Genomic DNA, 17,952 nt, shown 5'->3' on the forward strand with positions numbered 1-17,952 from the left:
GCGGCTGCGCCTTTCTTCAGACACTCCGCGCCATTCGGTGGCGGGCTATCGGGTGATCGATGGGGCGGGGGATGTAGAGGTGACCGCCGCCGGACAGGGCCAGGCGGTATGAGTGGGGCTCCTGTGGGTCGCGGTCACGGTGGAAGCCCCAGCAGGACCAGGCGATGACGGTGCCGCACAGGGCGAGGATCGACAGGAGAGCCCATGCGTCCCAGGACATTACGACCTCCAGCAATGGATGTGATTGTGGCTCCGGCTAACAAGCCGCACAACCCACAATGACCTAGCAGAAGCTCTGCGGGATCGAATCCGAGTCGGTATTCTGGAATTCCAATTTGAACCGTTGCATGAAGCGTCTCCCCAGATAGAGAGGCTAACGAAATGGTCGGATCAACCATTCCCCGTAGGGCTTTCGGCCGATTTCTGCGCGGACTTCGCGAGCAGGCCGGAGCCACGCTGCTCACCGCCGGGCTGCAAATCGAGACTTCCAAGCAAACCGTCATGCGGCTGGAGGACGGGCTGGCAACCAAAGTCTCCACGCCGCAACTGAAGGAACTGCTCGATCTGTACAAGGTCGGACCGCAGGTGCGGGCCGAGGCCCTGGAGCTGTGGGAGGAGGTTCGGCAGCAGGCCAAAGCGGCCAAAGCCCAAGGCATAGCGAAGGGTTGGTGGCAGGCGTACGCGGATCAATACGCGCCGCACTTCAATCACTATCTGCGGCTGGAGGAGGTGACCAATCACCTGACCACACATCAGCTCGTGCTGGTGCACGGACTTGTTCAAACACCCAAATACCGGCGGGCGATCATCAAGGAAACGCATCCGAGTATGTCTGCGGTCAATGTAGAGCGACGACTCGAACTCGCCGCGCGTCGACAGGAACGGCTCCGCGACAACGACTTCCGGCTCGATGTCATGCTGTCGGAAGCCGTACTCCGTCATCAGCCCGGCGGGCCACCCGCCATGATCGAACAATTGAGACATCTGGCCACAATCGGCGAAAGCGACAATGTCTCGATTCGAGTGATTCCACACAGCGTAGGCATGTACCGCGGCCTGGCGACGCTATCTTTCAGCCTGCTCGAATTCCCCGATCTTGCAAGACATCTAGCGGAGCCTCCGGTTGTCTACACCGAAGGCTCCGAGGGCGCGCTCTATCTCGAACAACGTGACACGATTACCCGATTCAAGGATGCGATCTCCGAGATCCAGCGGGTAGCGTTGAGCGAGAAGGACTCTCGGGAATTCATAAGTAAGATCGCGAAGGAGTACGCGACATGAACGACGATCTAGCCGACGCCAGCTGGTTCAAATCCTCCAGATCCGCGAACGCCTCCGAATGCGTTGAGATCGCGTTCGTCGACGATCATGTGGGCGTGCGGGATTCGAAGGATGCGGGTGGCCCGGCGCTGGTCTTCTCCGGCGAGCAGTGGGATCGATTCCTGAGCAGCGGGGTGTGGCAGCGCTGAAGCGCGCGGCCGCCGGTTCCGGAACGGCGGCGGCCCCCGTGCCTACTTGGCGGGCTCCAGTTTCACCGCGTCTGCCGGGATCGACGGGATCGATTGCACCGTGGGGGTTTTGGAGGTGGGGTCGGGGAGGGTCAAGCGCCAGTCCTCGGCTGACCACTGGACGGTTTGGCGGGTGGCGGCGATGCTGGCGTCCGGATAGGTGGTGTAGATGGTTACTTCGGTGCGGAGGGGGTCGTAGGCGGGGATCTTGTAGCCGGAGATGCGGGGGGCCACGGCTGGGTTGGCGGGGGCGGTGATGGAGATCTGGGCTCGGGAGAGGACCCAGGAGTCTTTGGCGGGGCCGGGCATCAGGGATTGGGAGGCGATTTCGGGCCAGGCGGCGTCGGGGGCCAGGGATAGGCGGACCGAAAGGTTGACCGCGGCGAGGGCCGCGCCCTGCGGGGTGTGCGAGTAGCCCGCGGCGGTGGTGGAGAGTTTGGTGGGGCCGTCGTGCGCGCCGATGGGGAGTTGGATGCCCTGGAAGGCTTCCCAGTGGACGTCGGCGGGGGCGCGGGCCGGATCGGGCGGGGCGATATTGGTGGTCGTCACACCGCCACCGCCGAGGCCGCCGCAGGCGGTGAGGACACACGCTGCGGCGAGGGGTAGCGCGAAGTGTGCTGGGCGTGCGCGCATGGGAATTCCTTCCGGGAACCGGCGGGCGCGATGAGAAATATTGTGGCGCACGGTTCTTGCGATGAACGCGAGTGATCTTACGATGTGGAATCGGATGGGGCAGAAGTATTCGTTCCGACTAATCCGTATCAGGTTGTGAGGGGAACGGTTACGGGTAAGATCGACCCGGAAACATGATCATCGCACACCGGTGGGGTTCAGTCATGGGTCAACTGCGGTGGATTGAGCCGGAGGCGCGAATAGTGCTGGTCGGCAGGGGGTTTCAGGCGGGTTCAACCGCCGTCGGCCGTTCGGGTAAGGGGAATGGGTAATGAATTCCAAACGAACTTCACTCGCATTATCGGTTTTACCGATAATGCTGGTCGCCGGGCAGGGGGTCGCCGCGGCCGCGCCGGGACAACCGGGGCTCGCGGTACCGGGTGAAGGACAGCCGGGGCTGAGCACCACGCCCCAGTCACCACCCGCGGCCACCGCACCCAGTCCCGCGGACTGGATTCCGGATCCGCCCATCGCACCGCCCAACCGGCCACGGCCGCAACAGCAGACGCAGCCGGATGTGAATACGCTGGTCGGGCCGAAACCGCAGGCCACGCAGCCGGATACGGTGGAGCCGGAGGCGGTGCAGCCGCAGACGCAGGAAGTCATGCCGACCGATCCGCACAAGCTGCGGGTGGGAACGGCCTCGGTCCAACTGCCGGACTTCGTCGACGTCAAGACGCGCGATAAGACCCAGGCGTACCTGGACATGACGGAGTGGCAGATCGCGGCCGCTTACGACCGCATGGGCTTCTCACGTGAAGACTCCGACCGCATGGCCGCGTCCAGCTCGATGGGCGCTCTGATCGGTGCGGGCACGATCGGCGTGGCGGCACCGGCCGCACTCGTTCCGGTCGGCTGTGGAGTCGGTGCCGTAGTCGGTGCTGTCACAGGCGCATTGATCGGTGGCATCCCAACCGCCGGTGTCGGCGCTCCGGCAGGTGCGATCGTCGGTGGCATCGCAGGATGCATCGGCGGCGGATCCTTGGGCGGCCTCGCCAGCGTTCCGCTCGTCGCCGGCGGCGGAGCATTGGCCGCACTCGGTGCCGGTGCGCTCAGCGGCGGTGATGCGAGCAAGCCACCACCGGCCGATCCCGCAACGGTCGATCAGCCTTTCGTAGCACCGGTTTCCGCCCCTGTGGCATCGGTCGCGCCGATCGTCCCCGCCGTGGCCCCGATCCCCGCGGCCCAGCCCGTCTACGACGCCGTGGCCCCCGTGGCACAGCAGGTCGAGACCGTGGTGAATCAGGTTGGCACCCAGGTCGCGCAAACCGTCGACCAGGTGACCCAAACCGTGGAAACCACGGTCGATTCCCTGCGTTCCGCCGTCGCCCAGATGCCGCCGCTGACTCCCGAATCCTTCCTGGCGGGACTAGCGCCCGCGCCGGGTGCCTGAACGAGAAAGCCTGGGTGACGCCGTGATCGAACAGGACGACCGCACGGCGCCGCGACCACCGATACCCGCGTTACCGCCGACGGCCCCGACTCCGCGCTCCGCGCAGTCGGGGGCTCCCGCCTGGGCGCAGTGGCTCGATGACTCCGCCACCGCGCCCGGCGATTCGAATACCCATGTGCGCGTACCGCTCGCCGAGGACGGTGAGCTGTACGACGACGATCCGATGGCCCCGCTCATGGAGGCCGCGCGCGAACGCGCGCTCCAGACCCGCCGCCGCCGTCAGCTGCGCAATCGGCTGATCGCGGCGGGGGCCGGAGCCGTCGTGCTGCTGCTGGTCGCGGTGGGCGCGTGGGTGACGCTCACCCCGAGCGGCACCCCCACCGCCGCACCCACCTCGAAACCCGCCGCCGCCCCGGCCAATCCGCCCACCCCGGCTCCGTGGTGCCAGACCAGCAGTACCGCCGATCGGGTGAGCGGTTCCAGCACAGGCGATCTCGATACCGGCCCGGGCGTCATCCTGCACCTGGAATACGCCTGGTACGTGCTGCGCGATGCGGCCGTGGTGCGCAGCATGCTCACCCCGGACGCGATGGCCGCACCGGAACAGGCCACCCGCGATGCCATTTCGGCCGTCCCGGCCGGTACCCAGCACTGCGTCGCCATCGCCCGGCTCACCGCCGACAGCTGGGATGTCACCGTCAATGAACTCCGCCCGGACGGCGCGCAATCGTCCTGGCAGCAGGTCTTCACCACCGTCAACCGGGAGGGCCACGTACTGATCAGCTCGATCCGGTCCTCCGGCGGGTGACGATATGGTCGATGTCCACGATCTGATCCGCCGCGCCACCGAAGCCGAGGACGAGCCCACGCCGCGCACCCCGGTCGGTTCCCCCACCGACCCGGTGCCGCTGCGCGGCGGACAGGGCCGTCTCATGCGGGCCGCCGTGCCCTCGGTGCTGGTGCTGGGCGGCTCCGGATCATCCGGATCATCGACCACCGCACTGGGATTGGCCGCCGCGGCCGCCGTCGACTCCGAGGGCGAGATCTGGCCGGTGGCGGTGGACGCCACGCTCGGCGGCGGCGATATCGGCCTGCGCGGCTGCGATACCGCACAACCGGTGAGCACGTTGCAGACCTGGCTGGTTTCCGCGCATCCCGAATTGCCGTCCAGCGTCGGCGCGTGCGCGGGACAGACCAGCACCGGGGTACGGGTGCTCACGCGCAGTCCGGACGCGCTGCCGCGCCGGGAATCGCTGGTGTCGGTGGCCCGGCATCTCGAAACCGCCGGACTGCTGGCCGTTTTCGACGCGGGCGCACCGGTGACCAGTCGTCTGGCCGCTCCCCTGCTCGCCGATCCCCGGGTCGGGCTGGTCATCACCGTGGCCGCGCGGCCCGATGCCATCAACCGGTTACAGCCCGCACTGAGCTGGCTGGACGAGAACTTCAGCGAATTCGTCGTCGGCGACGCGGTGATCGTGCTGACCGAACAGACACCCGGCACCGGGGTCGGCATTCTCGCGCATGTGCGCGCACACCTGGGCGAATGGGTGCGCGCGGTGCAGTTGGTGCCCTTCGATATTCACCTCGCCAGCGGCAGCCTCATCTCCTGGCATCGGATGGCCGCCGAAACCCGCGACGCGTACCTGGCACTGCTGGGAGCGCTGCGATGACCGCGCTCAGCGTGCCCCCGGTGCCCATGTGGCAGCGCGCGGTTCCGAATCGGCCCGCCCGGCCGCCACTGCTGTGGCTGGTCGGCGTGCACGGCGGCGCGGGTGTGAGCAGCCTGGCCGCCAGCATGAGCTGGGCCGGGGATGCCGGCCAGCGCTGGCCCGCGCGCATCGGCCTTGCCGCGGATATGGATTCACCGCTGGTGGTGCTGGTCGCGCGCACCCATATGCGCGGGATGAACATGCTGCATCGCGCGCTGGTCGCGCATGAACAGCACGCCACCCCGGCGGGCAGCGAAGTCGTCGGCATGATCACCGTCGCCGATTCCGCACGCCCACTGCCCAATCCGGTCGAGGAACGCCGCCGCGACGTCGAGGACCTGGCCTATGAGCTCGGCGCGCAGGTCTGGCGACTGGGCTGGCTGGAACAGTGGCGCGCCCTGGAACCCCATGAGATGGCGGCGTGGAATCCGTCCGTATCCAGCTCCCCGCTGGATGACGGCGATCCCACCCGCACACCGCCACAACCGGTTCGGCATCTCGCCGAACTGATCCTCACCACGGCCCGCGCGGCCGGGGCGCGGATCACCGCGAGCGCGCAACCCGGCGCTCGGAACCCGAGTCCATGAACTGAACGAGGTGCGGGCGTGGTCCGGAAACTGCTGCTCATCATTACCACCGCGGGGCTTTTCACCGCGGTGACCATAGGCGGGGCCGGTGCGGGCCCGCCCGATACCAGCCTGCCCATCGACACCTGCCCGGCGCTGTTCGCGCTCGGCGTGCAGGGCACCGGGGAATCCTCACCCGATGCCGCGGTGACCACCGATACCGGCATGCTGTCCACGGTGTTCCGGCCGATGATGTCCGAGGCGTCCGATACCGGATTGGTCGATCGCGCGTACGTGCCGTACGAGTCGTCGTTCGGCGGGGTGATCGCCGCCGACAAGACCACTTACTCACAATCGGTTTCCAACGGTCTCGATCGATTGCGGTCCATGGCCAAGCAGGTGGCCGATCGATGCGCCAACACCAGGCTCGCGATTGCTGGGTATTCGCAGGGCGCGAACGTGGCCTCGCTGTTCGCACAGGAGATCGCGGCGGGCAAGGGCGTGGTCCCGGCCGATAAGATCGCGGCGGTCGCGCTGTTCGGCGATCCGACGCGCACCGCGGGCGCGGCCATGTTCCCCGGCAAGCCCGGACAGAAGGAACCCGATCCCGCGCCCGGCACCAGCGGCACCGAGGTCGCGAAACTGCCGCCGCCGCCGCAATCGGATCAACCGCCCGCCGGATCCGGTATGGGCACCGCCGCCAAACTCGGCACCAATGTGAGCACCATCAGCACGGGCGGAACCACCGGCGGCGGGGTCAACTTCGGCAGTCTGAGCGGACGGGTCGCCAGCTTCTGCGCGGACGGCGATCTCGCCTGTGACGCACCGGATAACGCGCCGCTGCTGCGCGCGGTGGCCAATATCGCGGGGCAGGTGGAGATTTCGGGCGGCGATCCGATCGCCTCGCTCAAATCCATTGCGGAGGCGCTGGCCTACACCTCGATCAAGACGTTCACCAATGTGGTGAACAACGACATCTCCGGGAACTCGATCACCGATCTGTCGATTCAGCCGCAGAAATCGCTGTCGCAGCGGGTGGCCGATGCCGCCGATCCCAATACCGCGCTGAATCTGCCGGGTGCGATTCAGGCGCTGGTGAAGGTCGGCACCATTGCCTTCAATTCCGTTGTGGCCGTGGTGAAGAATGTGCTCACCGGCACCAATATCGCCGAAATAGCGGCCGCCGGATTGGCGAATCCCATTGCGGGACTTGCCGTTCTCGGGGCGAAACTGGTCGGCGCGGTGGCGGATCTGGTGCCGCCCACCACCATCAGCAAACTGACCAGTCAGGCGTTCTCGGCGCTGGTGCAGAATGTCACCGACAATAAGGATCTGCTCAACGTCACCACCTGGGTGCGGTATTGGAACACCGCCGCCAAACACGATTACACCCATGCGCAGGGCGGCGGATTCGGCAACAGCCCAACGCAATTCGTGGGCACCTGGTTCGCGGCGCTGGCACATGATCTGTCCTCGGTGAGCACGCCGGGGGCGACGCCCAAGGGCGGCAGTGACAAGCCCAGCGGCGGCTTCGATTTCGCGCCGTCCAGCACCGTCACCACCAGCGCGGTGCCCGGCGGTCAATTCCCGCTCGGCATAGGCGATTCCAACGGCGGCGGCAGCAGTGCGCCCAGTACCTCGGCCGCGCCGCTGATCGCGATCGCGCCCACCACCGCGGCCGCGCCCACCAGCGGCGCACCGCTCATCCCGGACCTGCAACCACAGGGGACGCGATGACCACACAGGAGCGGCGGGAACCGCAGCATCCGGACGCGGACCAGGAGTACACCGGCAACTGGTCGGATTGGATTGCGCCGGAACCGAAACCGGTCGCCGCGCGGCACAGCGAACCCGAGTACTACGACGACGATGACGACTACTACGACGATGACGATGACGATGACTACGAGCCCGGACTGCGGCCGCATCTCGGAGCCCGGCATCGGCGTGCGACACCGCTGCGCTCGAAACCACAGCGGGGGCCCTATCCCGCCTGGGCGGTACCGCTGCTCGGGGTGCTCGCGGTGCTGGCGGTGGTCGCCGCCGTCGCGGTGCAGATCGCCAAGGTGAGCCCCGCCGACAACAGCGGGCCCATGCCGACGGTCGCCGCTCCCCCGGCGACATCGGTCACATCGAGTTCGGCCGCACCGGCGGCGAACACCGATCCGGCGCTGTGCCCGAATGAGATGAGCGGCACCAGCATCCGGGGCAATGGACCGGGCAGCACCCGCACCGGGACGGACGCGATCCTGGCGCTGCAGAATCGGTACTACGTCGAACGCAACGGTGCGCGGGTGCGGGAGATGTTCGCACCCGATGCCACCCCGCCGCCGGTCGCCGATATCCAGGCCGGGATCGACAGCATTCCGGTGGGGACCACCTACTGTGTGCAGATCATGCCCGGGCCGTTCGCCGGGCAGCACATCATGGTGGTGAGCGAATCGCATCCGGACAAGTCGAGCAAGGTGTGGCCGCCGCAACTGGTGCTCACCGCGGTCAGCGGGGATCGCACCCTGGTGGCCTCCATCGTGCCGTTGCAGGGTGATGCCACTCCGCCACAAAGCCAGACGGAACCACCGCAGAACCAGACAGTGCCACCGCAGAACCAGACAGTGCCGCGCTGAACACCCGTTTTGGTGTTCGGCGCATCGTCGGCTAATGTTTTCTCTCGCACGCCGGAGGAGCCGCAAGGCCCCGAGGGACGCGCAAGCGGATGTAGCGCAGCTGGTAGCGCATCACCTTGCCAAGGTGAGGGTCGCGAGTTCGAATCTCGTCATCCGCTCAACGGGCCCCAGGTCCAATGCTTTCAAGGCCGCAGGTCGAACTGCTTTTCAGCCCGGATCCAACTCTCGCAAGACCAGTGATGCGGCGCTCGCCGGGCTATCAAGTCCCGGACTTCGCAAGACTTTCGAGTTCAGTCCCCTGAACACTCGGAATCCGCTCTGGTGCAAAGCATCTCACAAACATTCCCGGGCATGTCGGGCCATTTTGGAATATCGTGAGCGGGGTGACCCCCATGCTCAGCGCCTTCCACGACACTGTGCTTCATCTCAGCGACAGCTCCGCGCTTCACTTCAGCGACAGCACCGTGCTCGCGCAGATCAGCAACCCGACCCCCGAGACACCGCCGGTGGCCGACAAACTGATGAAGCTGGTGCGCTACTTCACCTGGTTCGTGCTGCTGTCCGGCGTCATGGGAATCACCTACGCCGGTGGCCGCTTCGCCTGGGAGAAGTGGTCCGGCGGCGGCCTGGCCTCGCCGAAGATGGTGGCCGGCGCGATGATCGGCGGCATCATCGCCACCAGCGCCGGAACCATCATGAACGCGGCCATCGGCTGAATGAGCCCGGCCATCGGCTGAATGAACGCGGCCATCGGCTGATTCGAGCGGCCGACCTCCCGCAACCTGTCGGCCCCCGCCACTAAGCTCGTCGAACAGACTGGCGAAACGGCAGGGGCCACTGTGACGAGTACTGAGCGCGAGGCAGCAGCCTCTGGGAGCGGGGCGGCTGCCCCCGGGAGTGGGACGAGCGCCTCCGGGCGCACCGCGGGCACCCCCGGGCGCACCGCGAACGCGGCCGGGCGCGATCCGCGCGTTCCCGCGCGCGATGCGGCCGCGACCGGGCACGATGCCTTCGGCCTGGAGGATATCGACGAGGTGCTGGCCGCCATGGTCGGCGAACAGGCGGCCGAACGCCCGCGCGACGGCCTGCTCATCACTCGCCGTCTCGGCCTGGACGGCGAACCAGCGGAAACCCTGACCCTGCTGGGCGCGCGCTTCGGCGTCTCACGCGATCGCGCGCGCCAGCTCTACACCCGCGCCATCGGAAACATGGTGCGCGCCGCCCAATTGAGCGGTGAATACGATCTGAGCGTCTTCGCCGACCGCTACCCCGTCGGCTGGAGCGATGAGCGCCTGGTGCGCACCCTGCTCGCCGAAATCTATGCCACCGACAGCGATATCGCGGGCCAGGATCGCGCGTATCTGCATCTGCGCCTGGCGGGGCACGACCTCCAGGAGTCGAAACGCTTGGCGGGCTTCGTCTTCCAGCGCATCGCGGGCTGGCAGCAGAAGGGCCGATGGCACCTGATGCCGCCCGAACACCTGGAAGAGGTCCCAGCGGACGCCTGGAACCCTTGGCTGCACCGCGTGGAGTGGGCGGCGGGCGATCCGCGGGAGCTGCCGGCCGCGCCCGCGCGCACCCTCGACCTCGGCGATGACGGGCGCGGGTTCATGTACTCCGAAAAGCTCGCCCGCGAAACGACTTTCGACACCGGCCTGCAAGCCCGGCTGCTGCGCCTGCTGGACGGCAGCGAACGCGTCGAGAGCTTCCAGGAGTATCCCGCCGAGATCGTCTACGACATCGACGGCAGCGAACGCGTGCACTATCCCGCCGCCGTGGCCCGCTTCACCGACGGGCGCGTGGTGCTGATGGATGTGATCCCGCTGGCACACACCGCATTCCATGTGAATCGGGTGAAATCCACCGCGGGCCGCGCGCACGCGCACGCGCAGGGCTGGGGCTGGCTGGTCTGGACCGGCGCGGAGGAGGGCGTCACGGATCTGCTCGCGCGCAAGGTGAGCACCCGGCACGAGAACCTGCTGCGCAATCGGCTCGCCGCCGGACCGCTCGACTGGACCGCGCTGCGCCGCTACCGCGCCGACACCGGTATCGAACCGCTGGATCTGGCCGCCATGGTGCTGCGCAACCAATGGCGTTGGGACCGTGGGCCGTTCCAGCTCACCCGAACCTAGCCCGCGCACAGTATTTCTTGTTGCCTCGGCACGAAACTGCTGAAACAAATACGATCCAGATCTGCCGGAAACGCTGGAATCGGGAGACAACATGAAATGGTCCAGGCTCACCGCGCTCTGTTTCGCCGCCGTATTGGCCGCGAGTCCCGCATTGACGGGCTGCTCCTCCGGTGGCGGCGACGATGACGGCTACGTCACCGTCAATGCCGGAGAACCGCAGAATCCGCTGCTTCCGGCCAATACCAATGAGAATCAGGGCGGGCGCGTCGTCGACCGGCTGTTCGCGGGGCTGAAGTACTACGACGTGGACGGCAAGTCGTACAACGAAATGGCGCAGTCCATCGACTCACCGGATCGGCAGCACTACACGATCACGCTGAAACCGGATTGGACCTTCACCGACGGCACCCCAGTAACGGCGAAGTCGTTCGTCGACGCCTGGAATTACGGTGCGCTGGGCAGCAATGCGCAATTGAGCAGCTGGGTGTTCTCCCCCATCGTCGGATACACCGATGTGTCGGTCGATCCGCCCAAGGCGCAGACCATGTCCGGGCTCAAGGTGGTCGACAATCGCACGTTCACAGTGGATCTCACCCAGCCCTCGATGGATTTCGAACTGTCGCTGGGATTTTCACCGTTCTATCCGCTGCCCGATGTCGCGTACAAGGATATGAAGGCGTTCGGGGAGCATCCGATCGGGAACGGGCCGTACCAGTTCAGCAGCTGGGATCACAACGTCAAGATCGTGGTGCAGGCGAATCCGGGCTATCACGGCGGACGGCCCGCCAAGAACAAGGGCCTGCGGTTCATGATGTACCAGAGCTTCGACACCGCCTACGCGGACCTGCTCGCCGGTAATCTCGATGTGCTCGACACCGTGCCCGCCAGTGCGCTCGCCACCTACAAGAAGGATCTCGGCGATCGCGCCATCGATCACCCCACGGCACAGAATCTGCACGTTGGGTTCCCCAAGGATCTGCCGCACTTCGGCGGGGCCGAGGGTGTGCTGCGGCGCAAGGCCATCTCGATGGCGATCAACCGGGAACAGATCTGCGCCAACATCTTCTACGGTGCACGCCTGCCCGCCCGCGATTTCACCGCCTCCACCTTGCCGGGCTTCCGGGGCGATCTGCCCGGGGTGCAGTGGCTGAGCTACAACCCCGATGAGGCCAAGAAGCTGTGGGCGCAGGCCGACGCCATCTCGCCGTGGTCCGGGGATCTGCAGATCGCGTACAACTCCGATGGCGATCATCAGGCCGTCATCGAGGCGATCGCGAACAGCGTCAAGAACACCCTGGGCATCGCCGCCGGGCCCGCGCCGTATCCGACGTTCAAGAATCTGCGCGATGAGATCACCCATCGCAGTCTGAACAAGGCCTTCCGGTACGCCTGGCAGGGCGACTACCCGTCCATGTTCGAATTCCTGACCTCGCAGTACCTCACGGGGTCCGAGACCAATGACATCGATTACGCCAACCCGGAATTCGACCGGCTGCTGAACGCGGCGCTGGCCGCGCCGACCCCGGATCAGGGGTACGCGCTGCTGGCACAGGCGCAAACCCTGCTGCTGGCCGATATGGCGGACGTTCCGGTACTCGAGTACAACGCGGCCTCCGCGCGGTCGGATCGGGTGCAGGCGAAGGTCACCTGGGCCGGACTGTTCGACTTCGAGAACATCGAGAAGAAGTAGCGCGGCGTCGCAGCGAAGAATGGGTTGGTCCGCAACCGAAATCCGGTGCGGACCAACCCATTCTGTATACGTAGAGCGTCAGATCATCAGCATGCCCGCGGCAATGAAAGTCACGATGATCAGCAGGGCGAACCAGGAGATGAGCTGCCAGTGCATGATCGCGGACTTCTGACCCGCCACGGTGATGCGCAGGGTGGCATCCACCCGACTGTGATCGGCGATGCGGCGCCGGGCCTGGGCGAGATCGTCGGCCTGCTGCTGTGAGCTCGCCTCGGTGCGCTCCAGGCGCTGGGTCAGGCGGATCAGCTGTTTGGTCTTATCGCGGGTGGCCTTGCGGGCCAGGGCGAGCGCGGTGCGCTGATTCTGGAGTTCCTGGCGCTGCCGTGCGATGACGGCGGCCTGTGTCCGAGTGTGACGTTCCCAATCGGTCACCGTGGCCCAGCCTCCCATATGCTCGTCGCGGAAGCCGTAGGCGAGCTCCTCCGCAACCCATCCCGTGATGAATTCCCGCAGCTCACAGGCGGATTGACTGGGCGAAACCACACCACCGGGGCCGCCGGAGAGCATACCGCCCAGCACCTTGTAGTCGCAGGCCGCGGGCGCGAAATCATCGATGCCGAGCGCGGGCAGCTGCGCGGTCCAGAATCCCGGCGGGGTGATCCACAACACTTCGGTGCAGCCGCCGGACTTCAGCGCCGCGGTCTGCTGCCGTGCACGCGCCAACTCCGGTGCGGCACTGTGTACTTCGATGGCGCAGACGCGATCTCCTATGCGCCACAGCAGATCCGGCGTCAGACCGCCGATCGCCACGTCGACCTGCGCCTCATCCGCGCCCGCCGACAGCAGGCGCGCGCGTAGCCAGAATTTGAACCGCTGGGTATCCCAGCGGCAGTCCGGACAACCCGGTTCCCGGCAACGCTCCCCCGGTGCGTGCCCACGCGAATCCGCCACCGCCGATGTCTGATTCGGTTCCGCATCGACGAGGGCCACCGATTGCCCGCGCGGAACTTCAACACGCCTCGTGCTCACACGATCACCGCCCCAGCCACTTCTTCCATGAGCCGCTCCAGTAGTACCCGGAAACCACCGGCCCACGCCGTACCCTCCAGAGTGCAGCAGCGAACAGCCCCCCAGGTGAGAAAGCGGCAAGATTCGTTATCCAACCGCGAGCACGGCGTGATGAAGTGCCGCGCGGATTGTTATCGGCGCCCGGGATGCCGGACTCGATTGCCGCCGCTACTCTTTCGGGATGCTCGAGACCACGAACCCGCTGCTACGCGCGGCGCGCGCCGCGAATTCGGTGGCGTTCGCGCTACAGGGATTCTTCCTCGCGGTCATTCTGACCGAACTTCCCCAGCAGCGCGATAAGTTCGGGCTGACCGATACCTTGATAGTCGCCGCTGTGGCGATGATCTCCGTCCTCGCGGGCGCGGGCAGCATCACCGCGGAGAAGATCGCACTGCACCGGTCCAGCCGGACCGCGCTGCGGATCGGGCTGCTGCTCATCGCGGTCGCCGGAATCGGAGTCGCGTTCTCGCCGAACAAGTTCGTGCTGCTCGGGGCGCTCGCGGTCTACGGCATCGCGGTCGGCATCGTGGACGCGGGCACGAATATGCAGGCGGTATTCATTCAGCACGGCTATGGCCGATTTGTCCTGTCCTCGTTCTACGCGGCCTGGAGTGGCGGATCGATCATCGGGGCGCTGTTCGTATCCGCGTTCGAGGCGCTGGGGGTGCCGCTGTGGGCGAGCATTCTGACCGCGTCGGCGATCGTGCTCGCGGGCGCGCTGCTCGCCGGACCACGACTGCTCGGCACCAGCCAGGCCGAGGCCGGACCCGCCGAACCGGAGCCGGTAGGGACGGTGCCCACCCGGATCTTCCTGATCTTCGGGGTGGTGCTGGCGCTGGCGTTCGCCATCGACTTCGCGGTCGGCAACTGGTCGGCGCTGTTCCTCACCGATGTACTGCTGTCCTCGTCGGCTACGGCGGCGCTGGCGCTGGCCGCCTATCAGGGGGCGTCACTGATCGGACGTCTCACCGGCGATGTGCTGGTGCGGCGCTCCGGGCCGCGCATGGTGGTGCGGGCCGCATCCAGTGTCGGTGCGGTCGGTCTGATCGTGGTGGTCAGCGCGCCGCATCCGGTGGTCGCCATCATCGGATTCCTCATTGCCGGAATCGGATTGCCGCTCATCGCGCCGCTGTGCTTCTCCGAGGCCGGACAGCTCACCAGCGGGCGCGGACTCGATGCCTTGATCGCGCGGCTCAACCTGTTCAACTACGCGGGCACCCTGGTGGGTGGCGTGGTGGTCGGGGCCATTTCGGCGGCGGCGAACCTGCGCGCCGGATTCGTGGTGCCGCTGCTGTTCGCGTTCGTGCTGATCGGATTCGCGCAGGTGTTCCACACCCGGACCGGCGGTACCGGAGGCGCAGTTCCGGCCGCGGGAGCCGATGCGCGAGCCGATGCGGGGCATGCTTCACTGGACAAGTGAGCAACTCCCCAGTCACCATCGATCGGGCCGATTCGGGGGACGCGGCCGCACTGAGTGAAGTCGCCGCCGCGACGTTCCCACTGGCCTGTCCGCCGGGGTCGACGGCGGCCGATATCGCGGCCTTCATCGCGGAGGTGCTGTCGCCGGAACGGTTCGGCGAATACCTCACCGATCCGGCGCGCACCGTGCTCAAGGCCGTCGACAACGGGCAGATCATCGGATACAGCCTGCTGCACACCGCCGAACCCGCCAACCCGGATGTGGCAGCGGTGATCAATCTGCGGCCGGTGACCGAACTCTCCAAGATGTACGTCCTGCCCGGGCACCACGGCAACGGCGTGTCCGGGGGCCTGATGTCCCAGGCCCTCGAGGCCGCGCGACACGAGGGCAGCGCGGCCGTCTGGCTGGGCGTGAATCAGGAGAACGTGCGGGCGCAGCGGTTCTACAGCAAACACGGCTTCCGCATCGCGGGCACCAAGACCTTTCTGGTCGGATCGCAGCTGCACAGCGATTACGTCATGCAGTACGAGTTCTGAAGCGCGGCACGGCAGACGATCACCCGGCGATGACTGCCGGGCCCGATCACCCGGCCATGAGCGCCGGATGCCGCGCGGCCATTTCCAGTCGAGAACCGCGGAACCGGGAGCGCATCCGCCGGTCGTGCGTGACCAGCACGACCGCGCCGGGGAAACCGTCCAGGGCCTGTTCCAGGTCCTCGACCAGGGCCGGGGACAGATGGTTCGTCGGCTCATCGAGCAGCAGCAGATCGGCGGGATCGGTTACCAGCCTTGCCAATTCGATGCGACGACGCTGACCGTAGGACAGCTCTCCGACTCGCAGACGCAGGTCCGCCGGACGGAACAGGCCGAGCGAGAGCAGTTCATCGGCGTGCTCGTCCGGGTAACCGATCCGGCCCGAGGCGAAGGCTTCGAGCACGGTTTCGGTTGCCGCCCACGGTGATTCCTCCTGTCTCAGGTGTCCGACCCGACCGCGCACGGTCACCTCGCCACCATCCGATGCGAGTTCCCCCGCCAGGACCTGGAGCAACGTCGTCTTACCGGCTCCGTTCGGACCGGTCACCAATAACCGCTCTCCCGCAGCGATACTCAGTGCGTCGAGCCGAAGCCGGCCGTCGACCACGACATTCGTCAGCTCCGCGACCGGCTGATCGACCGGGGCATCGACGATATCCATTCGCATCCGGAAGTGCAGCGGATCGGTCGGGGCCGCAACAGGATTCGCGGTCAGCCTGGCCACGCGTTCCTTGGCGTTACGGATGCGGGACTGGGCTCCGTGACCGCGGCTGCGGGTGCGGAACGGTCCCGCGGCGAAGACCGCGAGCGGGAGCTTGCGCGGGATCGCCTCCAGGCGAGCCACATTCGACTCCGCGAGGCGAGTTCCCCGGGAGAGTTCGGCCTGCCAGGCGTCGTATTCCTGCTGCCGGCGCTGGCGGGCGGCGGCCTTGGCGGTCAGATAGCCCGCGTAACCGTTGCCGTGCCGGGAGACCCGGCCCGCCTCGACCTCGAGCACCGTGGACGTGATGCGGTCGAGGAAGACGCGGTCGTGGGTCACCGCCACCACCGTGCCGCGGTGGGCGCGGAGTTGTCGTTCCAGCCATTCCACCGCCGCATCGTCGAGGTCGTTGGTGGGCTCGTCGAGCAGCAGCAGTTCCGGGGACGAGGCGAGCGTGCCCGCCAGGGCGAGGCGACGTCGTTCACCACCGGACAGCGTGTCCAGCAGGCGATTTCGATCGAGACCGGGGAGGCCGAGGCCGTGCAGTGCGGCTTCCACCCGCTGCTCGGCGGCATATCCGCCACGCGCCTCGAAGCGGAGTACCAGGTCGTCGTAGACGGCCAGCCGCCTGCCCAGCGCACCGGGCGCGATGAGCGCCTGTTCGGCCTGCCGCATCCGGGCTTCGAGTTCCCGGAGATCGGTGAGCGCCAGGTCGATGGCATCGGCGACGGTGGCGGCCGGACCCAGGTCCAGGGTCTGCGCCAAATAGCCTGTGCCGCCGGGTGATTGCACGATCACCGCACCGTTGTCGGGCTGTTCGCGACCGGCCATCAGCCGCAACAGCGTGGACTTCCCGGAGCCGTTGTCGCCGACCACGCCCACCTTGTCGCCGGGACGGATGGACAGGCTGACACGGTCGAGCACGATGCGGTCGTCGTATCGTTTGGTGATTTCGGAGAGGGTGAGTTGCGCGGTACGCATGGCTATCCCCTGTTCTCGGCATGGGCCGGATCGCTCGGAACGCGCACGAAAAACACACGCCTACAGGGGTGTTTTGTGCGGGTGATGATTCGCGGCGGAGCAATGCTCAACGCGGCGAGGCGATTACACGAAGAAGAAGAAATGCATGAGGCTTAGGAAGTTAGCGGAGCCGCGCCGAAGCCGTCAAGAGTTTTCTCGAGAATCAGGCGCGCCGCCGCTGAGCAGGAAGACGATCGAGCGCACGAAACCCTCGATCCGCTCGCGCGGGTACTCACCCGGATCGCGCACCGCCATACCGCCGAGCATCTCCGCGACCGTCAGCAGCGAATTGGTGAGCAGTCCGGAATCGATTGCGGCCCAGCGCGAATCCAGCGCCGCGCCCATGCGCACCAGCGCCTCGGCCTGATCGAAGATGCCGGTGCGCGAACTGCGCAGCGCGGCACGGTACTCCTCGGGCGCGGTGCCCGGACTGGCCAGGATCAACCGCCAGCGGGTGGGATGCGCGAGCACCACACCGACGAACGCCTCGACCGTCTTGGACGCGATATCCACCGGATCACCGCCCAGCAGATCGGTGGGCAGGGTGGTCACCACCTGATCCAGGGCGCGTTCGCGTTCACGTTCCAGCAGCGCCTCGACCAATTCGGCGCGGGTCTTGAACACGGTGTACAGCACCGGTTTTCCCACGCCCGCCTCGAGGGCGACCGCCTCCATGCTGAGTTCGTGCAACTCGACCCGGCTCAGCACCTCGAAGGCGGCGTCGAGCAGCTGGGCGCGCCGCTGCTCGGGCGGCAAGCGCGGGGCATAGCGGCGTTTGGGCCGTTCGGCCGCCGCGCGTGTTGTCGTCACTGCCTTCTCCACCTCATCGGCTTCATCATGTCAGCCGTCCGGAGGGTAGGGGGAACCCTCCCCCGCCGAATCTTACGCGACCGTTGTATTCGATGGGAACAATTGCT

At 66.8% G+C, this 17,952-nt stretch carries 18 protein-coding genes and 1 tRNA gene; 14 read left to right on the top strand and 5 right to left on the bottom strand.

What is annotated here, in order from left to right; genetic code table 11:
* Positions 1-16 precede the first annotated feature (16 nt).
* Positions 17-220 (bottom strand): hypothetical protein, encoded by a 204-nt coding sequence (locus tag ACFC0O_RS05055; RefSeq protein ID WP_375953947.1) that lies wholly within the window; start codon positions 218-220, stop codon positions 17-19.
* A gap of 161 nt (positions 221-381) precedes the next feature.
* Here ACFC0O_RS05055 and ACFC0O_RS05060 point away from each other — a divergent pair, with 161 nt between their 5' ends.
* Together ACFC0O_RS05060 and ACFC0O_RS05065 are read left to right on the top strand one after the other, a co-directional pair.
* Positions 382-1,281, top strand: coding sequence for a helix-turn-helix domain-containing protein (locus ACFC0O_RS05060; RefSeq protein ID WP_375953949.1), 900 nt, complete (start codon positions 382-384; stop codon positions 1,279-1,281).
* Positions 1,278-1,469 (top strand): DUF397 domain-containing protein, encoded by a 192-nt coding sequence (locus ACFC0O_RS05065; RefSeq protein WP_375953950.1) that lies wholly within the window; start codon positions 1,278-1,280, stop codon positions 1,467-1,469. The genes ACFC0O_RS05060 and ACFC0O_RS05065 overlap by 4 nt, the downstream gene beginning before the upstream one ends.
* Positions 1,470-1,511: 42 nt before the next feature.
* On the opposite strand, the gene ACFC0O_RS05070 is transcribed toward ACFC0O_RS05065, so the two are convergent.
* Positions 1,512-2,141, bottom strand: coding sequence for a hypothetical protein (locus ACFC0O_RS05070; RefSeq protein WP_375953952.1), 630 nt, complete (start codon positions 2,139-2,141; stop codon positions 1,512-1,514).
* Between the two features lie 310 nt (positions 2,142-2,451).
* Between ACFC0O_RS05070 and ACFC0O_RS05075 the strand changes: the two genes are divergently transcribed.
* The 10 genes from ACFC0O_RS05075 (at position 2,452) to ACFC0O_RS05120 (ending at position 12,294) form a co-directional block, all read left to right on the top strand.
* Positions 2,452-3,573: a hypothetical protein gene (locus tag ACFC0O_RS05075; RefSeq protein WP_375953953.1), complete on the top strand. Its 1,122-nt coding sequence runs from the start codon at positions 2,452-2,454 to the stop codon at positions 3,571-3,573.
* Positions 3,574-3,595: 22 nt separating this feature from the next.
* Positions 3,596-4,381, top strand: a complete 786-nt coding sequence (locus ACFC0O_RS05080; RefSeq protein WP_375953955.1) for a hypothetical protein — start codon at positions 3,596-3,598, stop codon at positions 4,379-4,381.
* Between the two features lie 4 nt (positions 4,382-4,385).
* Positions 4,386-5,243 carry a hypothetical protein gene (locus ACFC0O_RS05085; protein WP_375953957.1) on the top strand — a complete coding sequence of 286 codons (858 nt, stop codon included), beginning with the start codon at positions 4,386-4,388 and terminating at the stop codon, positions 5,241-5,243.
* Positions 5,240-5,869, top strand: coding sequence for a hypothetical protein (locus ACFC0O_RS05090; protein ID WP_364631802.1), 630 nt, complete (start codon positions 5,240-5,242; stop codon positions 5,867-5,869). The genes ACFC0O_RS05085 and ACFC0O_RS05090 overlap by 4 nt, the downstream gene beginning before the upstream one ends.
* A gap of 18 nt (positions 5,870-5,887) precedes the next feature.
* Positions 5,888-7,585, top strand: coding sequence for a cutinase family protein (locus ACFC0O_RS05095; protein WP_375953959.1), 1,698 nt, complete (start codon positions 5,888-5,890; stop codon positions 7,583-7,585).
* A complete protein-coding gene (locus tag ACFC0O_RS05100) occupies positions 7,582-8,472 on the top strand; it encodes a hypothetical protein (protein WP_375953961.1) in 891 nt (296 codons plus the stop codon). The genes ACFC0O_RS05095 and ACFC0O_RS05100 overlap by 4 nt, the downstream gene beginning before the upstream one ends.
* 85 nt (positions 8,473-8,557) lie before the next feature.
* A tRNA-Gly gene (locus tag ACFC0O_RS05105) sits at positions 8,558-8,630 on the top strand.
* 234 nt (positions 8,631-8,864) lie between these two features.
* Positions 8,865-9,188, top strand: coding sequence for a hypothetical protein (locus tag ACFC0O_RS05110; RefSeq protein ID WP_364632820.1), 324 nt, complete (start codon positions 8,865-8,867; stop codon positions 9,186-9,188).
* Positions 9,189-9,311: 123 nt separating this feature from the next.
* Entirely contained in the window at positions 9,312-10,604 is a 1,293-nt protein-coding gene (locus ACFC0O_RS05115; protein WP_375953963.1) for a hypothetical protein, read from the top strand.
* Positions 10,605-10,695: 91 nt separating this feature from the next.
* A complete protein-coding gene (locus ACFC0O_RS05120) occupies positions 10,696-12,294 on the top strand; it encodes an ABC transporter substrate-binding protein (RefSeq protein ID WP_375953964.1) in 1,599 nt (532 codons plus the stop codon).
* A gap of 78 nt (positions 12,295-12,372) precedes the next feature.
* Here the strand turns inward: ACFC0O_RS05120 and ACFC0O_RS05125 are convergent, their stop codons facing one another.
* Positions 12,373-13,323: a hypothetical protein gene (locus ACFC0O_RS05125; RefSeq protein ID WP_375953965.1), complete on the bottom strand. Its 951-nt coding sequence runs from the start codon at positions 13,321-13,323 to the stop codon at positions 12,373-12,375.
* A gap of 220 nt (positions 13,324-13,543) precedes the next feature.
* Between ACFC0O_RS05125 and ACFC0O_RS05130 the strand changes: the two genes are divergently transcribed.
* Complete coding sequence (locus ACFC0O_RS05130; RefSeq protein ID WP_375953967.1) at positions 13,544-14,782, top strand: MFS transporter; 1,239 nt, start codon at positions 13,544-13,546, stop codon at positions 14,780-14,782.
* Positions 14,779-15,318 carry a GNAT family N-acetyltransferase gene (locus ACFC0O_RS05135; protein ID WP_375953969.1) on the top strand — a complete coding sequence of 180 codons (540 nt, stop codon included), beginning with the start codon at positions 14,779-14,781 and terminating at the stop codon, positions 15,316-15,318. Before ACFC0O_RS05130 ends, ACFC0O_RS05135 begins: the two co-directional genes overlap by 4 nt.
* Before the next feature lie 46 nt (positions 15,319-15,364).
* Here the strand turns inward: ACFC0O_RS05135 and ACFC0O_RS05140 are convergent, their stop codons facing one another.
* Positions 15,365-16,996, bottom strand: coding sequence for a TlrC/CarA/OleB/SrmB family ABC-F type ribosomal protection protein (locus ACFC0O_RS05140; protein WP_375953971.1), 1,632 nt, complete (start codon positions 16,994-16,996; stop codon positions 15,365-15,367).
* Between the two features lie 183 nt (positions 16,997-17,179).
* A complete protein-coding gene (locus ACFC0O_RS05145; protein WP_375953973.1) occupies positions 17,180-17,845 on the bottom strand; it encodes a TetR/AcrR family transcriptional regulator in 666 nt (221 codons plus the stop codon).
* Between the last annotated feature and the right edge of the window lie 107 nt (positions 17,846-17,952).

Source organism: Nocardia sp. NPDC056100 (assembly GCF_042266325.1).
Lineage (GTDB): Bacteria > Actinomycetota > Actinomycetes > Mycobacteriales > Mycobacteriaceae > Nocardia.